Consider the following 13,554-nt stretch of genomic DNA (forward strand, 5'->3'; position numbering starts at 1 on the left):
CTTTCGGAGCGAAAATGTGTTAGATACACTGTGTTAATAGATAATGTCGTGAGATTTTTATTGATTTCTAGAAACTTATTTTCGGACCACGAGAACCTCTACCGTGATGCTTTTTGTTATTGTCTTTTCTGTTCTTAGGTGGAAAATTAATTGGGAATTTCCTCTGGGGATCATTCATTGCCTGTATGAGATCATTCCCGCCAGAAAAATATTCATTGATAATTACTTTAAGATTGTTTGTTATATTTTTATTTTTAGCATACTTCCTTAATGTCTCTGATATAGCCATCGCTATTTCAGGGGTGAGTATGTCAGCATAAAGCATACCGTTATCTCCATAAGCTATAGCAATCATTCCATTTGTTTTAAGATAATTTTCACCTAATGCTGTGAGTATTCCTCCAATATTTCTTTCACCTGTTGCACCATGTGTATTAAATAGATTTTTTATATACATATGATCGCTAACTAATGGTCGCTTGCTTTTTAATAAGCTTGGCTTGCTCATCTTTATTTCTTCCATTACTAACTCACCATAATTCTTGGGTTGAGGTCGAGAGAAATATGAAACGCTAGCTTCGTTATAAAAATAGTTGATAGGGAAACCATATTTTTCGAAATAGCAATTGGCAATGAATTGTTCATCATCCCAAGAGTTCAATTCTCCACTGCTATCAAGAACCTTAACCTCAGCCATGTAAAAGTGGCAACAGCTTAGCGTGAATACGAAATCAGCACATACTTTATTTAATGTATCACCTTGCTGGTTATTATAAAAAGACATGTGTTGATAATTAATTTCATTTCTAGAACAATAGTCTTGTAAGGATGACATAATTGCGGTCTGTAACTCATTTTCTTTCATTTTTTATCTCAATGGTCTTAATTTTAATAAAGAATGTCAGTTAATTAAATTAACTTAATAATGTTTTCTAATATAATACATCCGAAAGAAACTAAAAGGAACAATGATATGAGGAATCTGTTGGGTTTATATTTTACGTTATGTTGTGAGTTGGCTACCTGCCTTATTTTTTTTCCACCCACCATTTCCTCAATCCTCACCTATACTTGCTTAACTGTCCGACTTGCCAACGAGTGGCAACGTTGGGTGTGGTGAAATGAAAACACGAGGAGTAGGTATGGGTATTCTGTCTTGGATTATTTTTGGCTTGATTGCGGGGATTTTGGCTAAATGGATTATGCCCGGTAAAGACGGCGGCGGTTTTATCCTGACGGTGCTGCTCGGGATTGTTGGTGCGGTTGTGGGCGGCTACATCAGCGTGTTCTTTGGGTTCGGTCGTGTCGATGGCTTTAACTTCGGCAGTTTTGTGGTGGCGATTGTCGGCGCGATTGTCGTGCTGTGGGTGTACCGCAAGATTCGAGACTAGCGCTATATCTGTTGCCCCTGTTCAGGGGCAACGCGCTTCCTGTTGTTAATATTGTGAAGAAAACCAGTCGAGTAGCTGCTCAGCAACTTCATCAGGTGTCAGCAAAGAGGTGTGCAGCGAACGATGCAGTGCCGCATTGATCGTATCGGCATAATCATGATTCCTTAGAATTTCTTTGAGTTTATCCTGCGTATTCACTTTACCGAACAAACGTCGATCGGCATTTTCCACCCGCTTTAAGAGATGAGCGTGGTCGCTACAGAGTTGAACGAAAAATGGCGTAACGCCATGTTCTGCGCACAGTGTATTTATCGCCTCAATGTACCAATCGTCTTTACCTCCCTCATAGCAGAAGGTTGTGATCAGGTCGCGCCGATCCTCTGCAAAGAGCAGCTCGATAGCATAGAGCCTTAGCTGACAGGCGAAGCGCCTGATTGTGCTATAGGCACTATCAGGCGGGAGCACCGCCATCGCTAAATCATACGTCAGATGATTATGAAATAACGTCGCTCCCATTTTCTCCGTCAGCAGGCGACTGATTGTTAGCTTCCCCACCGCAGGCGGCCCGTAGAGAAAAATAAGCTTCTTCACTGCGCCGTGCTCGTCGTGCCGGGTTCGTAATAGGTGATATTCAGCGCATTACGTGTCTTGACGGAAACGCCGGTTAGCGGCACGACCGAATGCCAGGTTTCATAAAACCCGTTGCGGATGATGACGCTGGCGTTGCCCATCATTGGGAGGACGGAATGGCAGACATCGGCATGGTTTTCTGGGTTGAGAATCTGAAAGGCACCGCCCCAGCTTTCTTCCCATTCGGCGTTGAAATAGATAATCAGGCGGAATCCGCGTTTCAGGGATGCATCGACATGGGGGAGGTAGTGCGTGTCTCGTCCGCCGCGAAAGGCTACCGCTTCCATTTTTAATTCTGAAAGGTCTTCACCGCAGAAGGCGGACAGGGCAGCAGTAAAATCGTCAGAGACTAACTCGTCGCACATTCCCTGCCAGGCATCGGAGAGCGTAGTGGTATCGCTCACCTTGCCGGATGCCAAAGGAATAAGGGTACGGCGATAAAAATAGCCGCCATTACGTTCACGATAGTTAAACCCGTCGGTCGGGAACTCGTTAGCAAGTATTGAAGCGACGGTGCTGTTACGCCATATCTGCGTTAATTCACCCCACTGGAACGGGGTTTCATGTCGATTACCGTGGATGATGCGTTCAAGATCAAAATAGTTGGACATCTTTTCACTCCCTGTTGTTAATTATATCTGATGGGTGTTAATTACACCTGACGGATAGTGGCGGCTAACGCCCATCAGAGGCTTCCCAGCGCGGTGGTCATGCGTTGAATCAGCTCCTCGATTTCTTGGTCTGAAATCGTGAAGGCCGGTGCCAGTTTTAAATACGGGCCTGCTGCACCTACGATGATGCCATGCTGGCGTATCGCGGCCTGCGCACGACCACTTTGTTCGAGAGAGGCAAACGTCATGGATAGCATCAGCCCTTTGCCTTGCAGGCTGATCAGCCCCTCGGTTTGAGGAAGATGCTGTTTGGCGAGTTGCAGAATTGTCCTTCCTTTTGCCGTGACCTCATCGTAGAGGTGATGCGTATCCAGATAATCCATGACAAATAGCGCTGCGCGGCAGCCTAGAAGGTTGCCGGATTGCGTATGACCGTGGCGGAAAAACGGCGGCATTTGTCCTTTGAAGCTGTCGGTAATGGCTTCTGTGGCAAGCACGGCGGTGATGGGAACGCCACCGCCCAGACACTTACTGAAAATCACAATGTCAGGCTGTGCGCCCTGTGAGACGGATTCACAGAACGTTCCCGCGCGACCAACGCCGCAATAAACCTCGTCACAGATCAGTGGAATATCGTATTTTTTTGTCAACAGTGAGAGCTGTTGCAGGAAACCTTCAGGCAACAGTCGGGTGCCTTCCATCGCCATAATCGGTTCGATAATGACGGCGGCGATGGTCGATTCCTGTTCTTCCAGCAGGCTTTCCCAGGCGCTGATGTCGCTGAGCTGTTCAGGTGGTGGCATCGTTATGGTATTGCTGGCGAGCAGAGACGGTAGAATGCCATCGTTGATAAACGGGCGTCTTGTTGCCATCATCGCACCGAGCGTACAGCCGTGATACGCGCCGTCAATCGCGACAATTCGCGTTCGTGCCGGACGGGAATGGTTGACCTGATATTGCCAGGCCATTTTTAGTGCGCTTTCGACACCTTCGCTGCCACTTCCAACGATGAACGCCTTGCTCAGACCCGTGCCGATGAGCTTCGCGGCAAGTTTCTCGGCCAGTTCGCCGGGGAGTTGGGTATTTGAATAGATATTGCAGGCATGAATTAGTGTGGATAGTTGCTGTTGCAGGGCGGCAATAAATTCAGGGTGAGAGTGTCCTAAACAGTGGTTATAACAGCCGGACATCCCATCAAAATAACGCTGGCCGTGTTCATCATAGAGATAAACCCCTTCGCCACGGTGAATAATCGGCCGCTCGTCTTTTTCAGCAAGCGCCGTGTAAGGCGGCCAGTATGGGCTAGAGGTAGGCTTCATATTGTGTCCCTGTCAGTGTGGTTCTGATTTCGTCAACGTTACTGACGATCGAATCAATCGTTCGGGTCTCTTTTTTCCCTGTGCCAGCGCAGAGTCTGGAATCGGAAATGCCAAGGAAGGACAGCACCGTACCGGCAACGATATCCGGTGCGGCCATGACCGCTTCGTAATCAAGAGTGAGGATGTCATGGTGCTGAAAAGCTTGATAAAACGCGGCCTGATTTTCCAGGTTACTGTCGATGAATGCTGTTAATTCATCGGTGGAAACCGCCATTTTTTCTTTAGAAATCGGGCGGCTATCATTTTGACCGACGTACCAGATACGGTCGCGCAGGCTTTTCTTCAACGACACGAATTGCTGTAGACGGCTTCTTCTTTCCAGTAGGATCAGCTTCAGGTCGGGGATCGCCTGCAAGGCAGGCCAAATCGGCGCATCACCCCAGGTAGTATCAAGATCCCGAAACAGCACGAAACCAACCGCCTCGACGTATTCAAAATAGGGTTTGAACAGGTGTCGATGCAGGATCGTTTCGATAGCGGTGTCTTTAACGGAATAGGGCAACAAATGTTGGCCAAACCGGTTGAACGCTTCGCCGTGCATTTCAATATTGGGATGGGAGCCTAACAGCGTGCGGAGCAGGTGAGTTCCCGCCCTGGGCGTAGATACGATGGCAAATTTCTGATAGCGGGTTTGTGCTGCCAGAATGTCTGCATCCACGCTGCCGCCGACCCATTTATATTTTTCCGCAAGGGCGATTTTTTCGCAAAATAACGCAAAGTAGGACGGTGCGTTGTCTTGAAGATCCTTTAGCTGTTCCTGAACTTCGTCTCCGCGTATGCCCTGAGCGCTCCAGTTCACGCCGCTGAGCCGGTATTCATGAACGAATGCCAGCATTGCTGCTCGCGTTTTCTCGCTTATCGGTGTCTCTGTTAAATCATTTTTCATCTGGACTTGAAGGTGCTCAGGCGGGCATGTCAGCCAGCCATCCCAACGTGCCGCTAACGCAGATTCCGTGGTTGAACGGTCGTTCATGATCTCTCCTTGATTATGCGTTCAGGGTTGGCGCGCTGGTGAACATGCCTCGCAGCAGGGTTCGCGGATGGGCCGGATCGTCCGTATAGGCATGGCGCCCATGAGAGATTTTATCGTTACGCATGATCAAGGCCTGCCCGCGATAAAGAGGGAATGTCAGGTGATAGCGGCTACCTTCAGCGGCCAATTGCGATAGATATTCGACGGCCTCAATAACGCGTGGATTGATACTGCGTGAATAGTCCCAGTCGGCGGTTACATCCAGTGTAAACCCGCCAATAAATCCACCATCCCGATCGGGTCGAAAAACCGGGCCGATATGGGCGTACTGTTTTCCAGACTGCGTCCCCGTTGAACGGCGTCTGAAAATCTGTTCTTCGAGCAGAATATTCGCTAAATCAGGATGTTCAGCCTGAAGCTGCTGAAAAGCAGAAACGCTATCGAACAGGACGGTTCCGCCCCCCTGATTCGCATGGTGTTTACAAAGAAGAATCGACGTTTTTATGCTCCCGATTGGGATATAAGAACCATCAGTATGCAGAGAAAGATGTGAGGTACTATTGAAAACCATATGAGAGCCGTGTGAGAGCCCACCAATCTGATTTACCCCTGATGTGGATACGCCTTCTTTATGTTCTTGACGATTAAAGGCTGATTGGTAAATATCCCCCAGCGAATAAAGCGCTGACATTTTTTTGAAGTCGGAATCATCGTATTTCCATTCACCCGAAACAATGGCAAACCGATATTTTTCGATATGCGCAATCACGGCCGCCTTATCTTCACTATCAATAACGTGTGGTGACCATCCATCAAAGCAACTTTTCATCGCCATTACTCCTGTAATTAGCTCAACAGAAAAATACCGTGCATAAATTTATATCCGTCATACTTCACATTGCATGTCTATTGGTAGTATTACGCGCTTCCTCCATGAGCCTCGTTGGGTTGGAATGGTTATTGATAGCTAATAAATAATATGGCGGCGATTTATATGGCGCTCATGCCGCCATCAATAGAAAGTATTTGACCGGTAATATATTTACTGGCTTCTGAGGCAAATAGAATTGCTGCACCTTTTAAGTCTTGATCATCCCCAATACGCCGCAGTGGGGATTTTTGAGCCAGCGCGTCGACACCAACCCGATTCAACAGGTTCTGCGTCATGGTGGAAGGGAAAAAACCGGGGGCGAGTGCGTTGACGGTGATATTAAATTCGCCCCATTCACCTGCCAATGCCCTGGTAAAGTTTATCACCGCACCTTTGCTGGTGCTGTAAGCGATGCCTTCCAGCCAGCCCGGTAGGTTGCCTTGTAAACCGGCTAGCGACGCCACGTTAATAATTTTCCCATAGCGGCGGGGGATCATGCTGCTTTTGCCGATTTTCTGCGTTAATAGAAACAGACTGCGAATATTCAGATCCATGACGCGATCCCAGTCCGCAATGGCATGGTCTTCTGCCGGTGCACCGAGCGCGATACCAGCATTATTGACGAGAATATCTATCTGTCCTGTTTTAGCGATGGCTTCTTCTGCGAGGCGCTCAATATCGCGATCTTGCGTATTGTCGGCGACAATCCATTCGGCACGAATACCCAATGAAGTGAGGTGCGACTGCGCGGTTTGCAACTCATCTACGTGGCGCGCTGAAAGGATAATATGAGCACCTTGAGTGCCGAGCGCTTCAGCAATTTGTAGCCCCAATCCACGAGATCCTCCGGTGATTAGCGCGGTTTTCCCAGACAGGGCAAAGAAGTGCGGTGTGTCCATACCGATTCCCTTATATTGAGAACTATACTCGTCATGTTTCATGTTTCATGTGCGTTGGCTGGAAAAATTCGTCGGGAACGAATTTGTTCTTCTCTTGCCGTCTGCCTGAAACCTGAATTATTGAGAGTATGTATCCATTAGAATGCTCCCTAAGTAATTCGAGTTGCAGAACAAAGCGTTATTATTTAATAACGTAGGTGCGATTCGAAATATGAAGGGTGTCACTAACAACAACATTGAGTTTAAATAGATATCAATAAAAAACGCCAGCTATATTCTGTCGTTAATAAATAAGATATTTTTGAGTTGTGATTAATCGCCCATTAATTACCTAAATAAAATTCATTCAGCATAACGCTAATTATTTTCTGCGTTTTAATTATTACCTCAGTATTTTTGTGACTGAGCTACGGGGTAGTTTTACAATCCCGTACCCCATCAATGTTATCGGTATAAACCTCAACGCGATCGACAAACGGCGCGGGAGCGAGTTTACGCGGCATGCGCAATCGTCTGGTGATACTGGCACCGATACTGGCGACGGATGACAGTATTATACGCGCACAGAAAAACATGGCAGCACATTGGATAATGAACATCCATTGCGTGTTAGGGAGTGCCAGCAAGAACAGCAGTACGAAGGTCAGTGAACCAGCACCCCAGATAAATAGCAGCTTGTCGCGTGTGGCCGCCCACGAGTTTTGTTTATTATCCCCAGCCTGATGAGTGGTCAAGCCTTTGGTTCCCCAACTGACGTCATTAATGTTGGCGATGGAGTAGGTTGTCAGATAGAGGCTGAAAATCGGTAATAGAATGAGGTAAAGGGGCATCCAGCGTAGAAACTGTCGCAGATAACGCCATGAATGCAGGCCAATTGCAAGGCAAAGCAGTGAGAGTGCCACGCCCATGAGACTCGCGTTCAGTATGGATACCTCAAGCAGTACCAAGACGAACGCACACCCCAGTAATCCCCCGAGTAGTGACATCGCAGCGATGTGGGAGCGCGTGCCAGCCTCGTTATTCAACTTGGCACTACGGCTCATCAAGAGGGCTCCGATCCAGATGACAAGAAAAAGCAGTGCTGCACCTATGGCTGCGGTGGTGTTAAGCGACGGATTGGCGTCTGGCAATATACGGCTGACAAACGCGTGTACACTTGCCGCGAGCAAAATGGCGCTAAATGATGGCATCATAAATTGAGAAATAAACTGCAACATTCCCCAAAGTAAATAAAGCGTAATACTACAGCGCCGCATTGGCGAAAGAGAGGGCTGTGTTATCACCTCGGGCAATCGAGACAACGAGTGTAAGCGAGCGGCAAGGGTACTGTTTACCCAGCGTCGTCGTTGGCGCAGAAGTTCTATGAAGGTAGGGGCTGGGTCCGAACGTACGATGGCACCTTGCTCATAGTGCAGCCCACTTCCTTTATGGTGTGTGGCTAGTTCAAATCCCATAACTCGATCTTCCGCTAGAAACAGATTACGTTCCAGTAAACCCTGGGGAATTAGCCCACGTAGGTAGGCCTCGGACGGCGCGTGCGGATGTCCGTGGTTTTCACAAAACTGGCTCCATCGAATCATACTGCATTGCCCGGGAACGACTTCCAGATAATGCAGAGCATTGCCGATAGCCCAATCACTGACTTTTTCCCAGATAAAATCGGCGTATTGCCAATTCTGCGCCAGATTTGCATTTGTGGGGATAGGGAGCATCACGCGCGTTGTGACTGCCCCACAATAAGGATCTCGCCACATGTGTTGTAGTAGCTGTATCAAACATGCTGATTCTGTCACCGAACCCGCATCGATCTGCATGGCAAATTCAGCCTTAACAACACTCCCAACGCCCCAAAAAAACCAGGCGTGGCTATCCAGCTTTCCTGCATTATGGCGCTTGTTGGCAAGAAGTAGCGTCATGTTCTGCTCCGTGCTTTCAGTGATGCCTGATTGATCGCAGCAGCGCAAAATATGAGATGCAGACGGTTCGCTGACCTGAAGCGTCAATGAATTGCTTTGGTTGTCCGGTTTGGGCGTTTGCATTGGCAGCAATCCCAGCGATGCTAAAAGCGAGACGGTTGATGGGGGAGCGCTGTCGGTGCCATCAAGTAGGATGCAAATGATGATGTTGGGCGGACGATTGGTAAACGTTGTGGTTAACTCTTGCTGATTACGAACCAGCCCTGCCAGCGTATCGGCAAGCATGGGAGCCGGTTCGTTATACAGCGTGAGGCACACGAGAATATCGGCTTGTCCGGCGGGGATGTCTCCGCTTATATGGATATTATCACGACAGGATTGCCGGATTTTTGCCAGCATTTGCCAGTTATCGCTATCGGCGATCGTAGTTGGATGGTTCAGTGCCATGGTTTTTTTCATACAAAGGGTGTCCCGTAGAAATAAGGCAGTCGGTTAAAGACGAATATTTAGAGGAGAGAGCGGTGTTCCCCCAGCCTGAGTCGCTGGAAGTTTCCAAAAGCGTTCGGCGACGGCGGCGTATATCGAGCGGAAATCAGTCGAGAAATAAGGGTTGCCATCGCTATCTAACTTATCGAGTGGGCTGCGGGCTCCCCAGATACCGCCCTCGACTTGACCACCCAATAACAGCATTGGCCCGCAGGTGCCGTGATCGGTTCCGCCCGATGCATTTTCTTTTGGTCGACGACCGAATTCCGAGTGCACCATAATCAGGCTGTCCTGCCAGGCACCAATATCGATGAGACCTTGCCGTAGCCCCAGCATTAACGTTTCTACTTTGCTGAGTTGGCGTTCATGTTCACCGCGCAAATGGCTATGCAGATCGAAGCCAGACAAACTGATTTTGTACAACGGTGAACGGACATTATTCTCTATAAGCCAGAGTATCGTTGCCGCTTGAGCATTTTGCGGTTCAATGTAGCCGTCGTGGGTAAATCGACGAGTGAAAGGGTTCTGATTGCGCAGCTTATTTTGAATTCGTCGACTTATCGTGCTGGTGCTCTCCATTAACCGAAGGATGTGCTGTGCTGCGGGTGTGTTTCTATCATTCGTTTGGGCGAAGGCCTGGGTGAAATCGGCGCTAAGTAGGGCGCGACTATCCTGAAGTGCCAGCGCCTGGATCGCCGGATGGATAAGTAAAGATTGATCGCCAGAGAGAATAATGCCATCAGTATCATGATACCGTTCCCCACGTGGAGAGGTGCTCAGAACGCGGCCAGCCCATCCTGACTTCAGCGTCGGGGTATCAGCACCATTGGCCCATATTGCGGCGGAACTGAAATGAGACAGGTTGGGAGACGGATAGCCAACGTCTTGTATTACCGCTAATTCCCCCTTTTGAAATACATGAGCGAGTTTTTTCCAGGCGATGTTAAAGGCTAAGTCGTCGTTTAAGGGCGCATATTCGTGCGCTTTTAACGCTAGCATGGGGCGATAATGTCGATAGAGCGGATCCCGATAGGGAACCAACGTGTTTAACGCATCATTTCCCCCAAATAATTCAATGACGATCAAATTCTTATTTGTAGGGATGGTGCTCTTGGCGAACCCGCGCAGGGGAAGCATGGTTGTCAATATCCCTGCGGCAAGCCCACCGAGAAGTAAACGCCGTGACGGTATAAACGGTGCTGACATAAGCAGATATCCTTATTTATTTCAGATTAAATGCAGGGTCAAGTGTCAGTGCCTTTAAGGTCACGGCACTGTTATCCCAATTGACGGGTTGTCTAAAAGGCGAGATAGCCAGTAGTGAATGAGCAGATATGCGCGCATAAGGCGTGACGTTAGTGGGTAGCATGCTCCCCGGTTGACTAAATTGCGGCTTTAGGCGACCTGTACCGTATTCGATATTGGCGTTGAGTGGGGTGTTCCGATCTATCAGACTGGCCTCTTCGCTCCCGATCGGTGTGGTAAGGTCAAAAGATAAACTCAGGTTGCAGTAAAAAGATCCTAACGGTGAGTCTGCAAGGCAGGGAGAACCTTTCGGTATGAGCCAACTGGCTTGATGGGGAGAAAAACGATAGCCATTGAAGGAAATCCAATTGATAAATAAATGGGTGTCGGGTTCATCTGCATCCATTGTAATGGTGACATTTTCCAAGGTTGCGGAACCGCTGGGAAAGGGAATGGTGACGGTTTCCCACATTGGTTTCAGATTTCCCGGCTCGTTGGAAGCTTGTTCCTGCCGGGTATCTGCCCCGATCTTTGCCGTAATTCTGGCAAGCTTTTGCCCATTGGCGGTAACGATAAAGCGCGCAGGTAGTCCACGGCTTTCGGATGAAAAACGCACGGTTAGCCCATCGTTGTCAGACGGCGGATTTTCCACAGCAGACCACAGTCGGGCTAACACTCTGGTACGATCGACCAGTGTCTTCCCATCAAGCCATACCATTCCCTCTTCCCATCCCGCCACTGAGGGAGCCATAAATGGGCTCTGTCCCAGAGTCTGAAGATAATCCAGTAGGATGTGTTGATCGGGCAACACCAGCGACAGCGTGCGAGAAAAACCGACGATAAGATCCAGCGGGGATTTGACCAATGCTCCACGATTACGCTCGTGCCAAAAAACGGGACTGAGCAACAATTCACGTATGAACGGTTTCATCGCATAGTCATTGTTGCGTAGAATTTGTGCTAATGCGGATACCGTTTCAGGGTCATCCTCTAGCGAAATAAAGGCGCGGTAGAACTTTCCCGCTAAACGCGTTGCCGTTTGGGGTTGCGACAATAAAATATCAACAAGCTGATCGAGTTCTTCATCGGGTGTTCCTTGAATCCTCTTGCCTAGCAGCGTTTTTTCGCCAGATACTGCAGCATTGGCGTCAAATTGATAACGCCATTGCTGCATGGCGTTTACTCCATGCCCGGCCAGAATTCGGGCAACTTGTTTGACGTCATTTTCACTGTAGTTACCCTCTCCCAGGGTAAAGAGCTCCATCAATTCTCTTGCAAGATTTTCATTAGGATTCTGGCGTGTATTAGCGGTGTTATCCAATCCGCTGAGCATCATGGGGTCTTGCAGTATTTTTCGTATCAGAAGGCGAAAGCTCTGGCTACCCATCTGACGAAATAGCGTGAGTTGATCGAAAAAAGGGGCGGTGATTAGGGTATTGTCAAACCGGGAAACGAAATGGTTGTGCCAGAACAGCGTGAGGCGATCGGCAAATGGAGTGGGTGTCAGAATCATTTCCTGTACCCACCACGCCTGTAGCTGGTTAATTTCGTTGATACGGAAAAAAATCATATTTTGCTCTCGCCAGCCTTTCTGCCAGTAATCTGGATAAGGTTTCTGTACGAAAGCCGGTGGAAGGGTGTAAAAAGGCGCATCGAGTGTGCTTAGCAGATAATCCACGGCTTGTTCCCGCGTCATCTCTTTGAAACGTTCAATATCCTGTGGGGTTGTGCCAAATCCAGTGCGGTCGACTAGATGACGTGTTTCTGCAATTGTTAAGGCGATTCCTGATGTACAGAATGTGAGAGTCCACAGCAGAATGAGAACGTTGCACAGACTACTTGCAAAAGAGGATGGTCGTGGTTTTCTAAGGGGCGACGCGATCTGCTGGGTACGAAATGGCGTAAGATACGCTAATGCAAAACGAGCTTGTTTATGCATGATAGTAGATTATCCCTCAGACGTAATAGAATGATGTGGATATCTACTATGTAAAAAGAGTATGTGGCTTTCACCTTAGCTGGGGTGATGTAGACCCTGGTAAGGGTAAAAACTATGAGTTATTGAGTAGACGTTTTGCCTGAGCGAACTTGTTTTCAAGCGTGCTTTTGGAAATGCCCCTTTTATCGCCATAGTGAGCAATTAAGGCAGAAATCACCGCATCCTGAGAGGTAAACAGCGTATATGCCTGGCCTGAAGGTGAATGTTGATTATAGAGGCTAATTAACGCCCCAATAACTGTCAGATATGTACTTTCGCTCCGTTCTCCCAGTGCAGGTTGCGTTGAATTCAGCATCGCTGATGCGCAAATAGCTTTTAGTGAAAGGTAATCGTTTTGTATATTATTATGCTGGGTTTCAAGGTGGTTGTTCTTTATTCGCATCACCTCTAATTCGGCTAAAAGTATATGCACCGAATTCATATTTATTGTTATAGCGGAAAATTGTTCCTCTGGAGAGAATAAAAAATCGGGTTTCTCGTTTGGATAATATGACATCATCCAGTTTTTTAGATCGATATGACGAATGGATAAGTCGGGATCGCTTAAGTCTATGGGGGTTGAACTGGTCACTCCGCGTTTGCTATGCCGAAGTTCCCCATTGATGAGCCCATCAATCACTCTTTCGTGGTTTAATGACAGTTTTGGCCATATTTGAGCAGAATAATGTAAGAACATTAGCGGGTTTTCATCGAATCTATCAAGTATTTCAGACTCTGATGACATTAAATAACTCCAACGAATAGCAACCTCTATGGGGCGGTAGAATGTTTTTATAATGGGGGGAGCATGATATTCTGAAAGCATAATGAAAAATCCTTTTATCATTTTACTTCTGATTATATTTCCTATGGTTTTGTCGAGCTTTCTATTGTGATTGTTAAATTATTCTTTAACGGGTTTTCCCTCCTGTCTATTTAATAATATTCATTATCGCCGAAAATATTATGACGAATATGCTAAATTTTTTATCCACAAAATGCTTTTTTGGTAGATGTATTATCGAGTTAAAATAACCTCAGAGTATATCGGTCATTCTTCAAACTGCATGTGAAGGGACGTGGGGAAGGTGATTATGGTTAATACTGATGGTCAGAGAGCAAGAGTGACAGGGTGAGGTAAAAAGCAGTGCGCCCATTTTTGCGCACTGCGTGCG

At 47.6% G+C, this 13,554-nt stretch carries 12 protein-coding genes; 1 reads left to right on the forward strand and 11 read right to left on the reverse strand.

The features are described from left to right. Nucleotides 1–67: 67 nt before the first annotated feature. A complete protein-coding gene (locus CLR69_RS03915; RefSeq protein ID WP_129711580.1) occupies nt 68–865 on the reverse strand; it encodes a hypothetical protein in 798 nt (265 codons plus the stop codon). Nucleotides 866–1,142: 277 nt separating this feature from the next. On the opposite strand from CLR69_RS03915, the gene CLR69_RS03920 reads away from it, so the two are divergent. Next, nucleotides 1,143–1,391: a GlsB/YeaQ/YmgE family stress response membrane protein gene (locus tag CLR69_RS03920; protein WP_005972245.1), complete on the forward strand. Its 249-nt coding sequence runs from the start codon at nt 1,143–1,145 to the stop codon at nt 1,389–1,391. Between the two features lie 45 nt (nt 1,392–1,436). On the opposite strand, the gene CLR69_RS03925 is transcribed toward CLR69_RS03920, so the two are convergent. The 10 genes from CLR69_RS03925 to CLR69_RS03970 all read right to left on the reverse strand — a co-directional run bounded on the left by CLR69_RS03925 (nt 1,437) and on the right by CLR69_RS03970 (nt 13,205). Beyond that, entirely contained in the window at nt 1,437–1,982 is a 546-nt protein-coding gene (locus tag CLR69_RS03925; RefSeq protein WP_129711579.1) for a DEAD/DEAH box helicase family protein, read from the reverse strand. Beyond that, nucleotides 1,979–2,632, reverse strand: coding sequence for a 2OG-Fe(II) oxygenase (locus CLR69_RS03930; RefSeq protein WP_129711578.1), 654 nt, complete (start codon nt 2,630–2,632; stop codon nt 1,979–1,981). The genes CLR69_RS03925 and CLR69_RS03930 overlap by 4 nt, the downstream gene beginning before the upstream one ends. 74 nt (nt 2,633–2,706) lie before the next feature. Continuing rightward, a complete protein-coding gene (locus CLR69_RS03935; protein WP_129711577.1) occupies nt 2,707–3,951 on the reverse strand; it encodes an aminotransferase family protein in 1,245 nt (414 codons plus the stop codon). Next, the gene (locus CLR69_RS03940; protein ID WP_129711576.1) at nt 3,935–4,984 is read right to left on the reverse strand and encodes a sulfotransferase family protein; all 1,050 of its coding nucleotides are present in this window, start codon (nt 4,982–4,984) and stop codon (nt 3,935–3,937) included. Before CLR69_RS03940 ends, CLR69_RS03935 begins: the two co-directional genes overlap by 17 nt. Nucleotides 4,985–4,997: 13 nt before the next feature. Further along, nucleotides 4,998–5,813, reverse strand: a complete 816-nt coding sequence (locus CLR69_RS03945; protein WP_129711575.1) for a TauD/TfdA family dioxygenase — start codon at nt 5,811–5,813, stop codon at nt 4,998–5,000. A gap of 161 nt (nt 5,814–5,974) precedes the next feature. Next, the gene (locus CLR69_RS03950) at nt 5,975–6,754 is read right to left on the reverse strand and encodes an SDR family oxidoreductase (protein ID WP_129711574.1); all 780 of its coding nucleotides are present in this window, start codon (nt 6,752–6,754) and stop codon (nt 5,975–5,977) included. 407 nt (nt 6,755–7,161) lie between these two features. Continuing rightward, complete coding sequence (locus CLR69_RS03955) at nt 7,162–9,129, reverse strand: glycosyltransferase family 2 protein (protein WP_242451534.1); 1,968 nt, start codon at nt 9,127–9,129, stop codon at nt 7,162–7,164. Nucleotides 9,130–9,162: 33 nt separating this feature from the next. Further along, nucleotides 9,163–10,362 carry a DUF1501 domain-containing protein gene (locus CLR69_RS03960; RefSeq protein ID WP_129711573.1) on the reverse strand — a complete coding sequence of 400 codons (1,200 nt, stop codon included), beginning with the start codon at nt 10,360–10,362 and terminating at the stop codon, nt 9,163–9,165. A gap of 16 nt (nt 10,363–10,378) precedes the next feature. Further along, nucleotides 10,379–12,340 (reverse strand): DUF1800 domain-containing protein, encoded by a 1,962-nt coding sequence (locus CLR69_RS03965; RefSeq protein ID WP_129711572.1) that lies wholly within the window; start codon nt 12,338–12,340, stop codon nt 10,379–10,381. A 112-nt stretch (nt 12,341–12,452) separates the two neighbouring features. Beyond that, nucleotides 12,453–13,205 (reverse strand): hypothetical protein, encoded by a 753-nt coding sequence (locus CLR69_RS03970; protein ID WP_129711571.1) that lies wholly within the window; start codon nt 13,203–13,205, stop codon nt 12,453–12,455. Nucleotides 13,206–13,554 lie beyond the last annotated feature (349 nt).

Origin of the sequence: Pectobacterium zantedeschiae (genome assembly GCF_004137795.1) — a bacterium.
Taxonomy (GTDB): domain Bacteria; phylum Pseudomonadota; class Gammaproteobacteria; order Enterobacterales; family Enterobacteriaceae; genus Pectobacterium; species Pectobacterium zantedeschiae.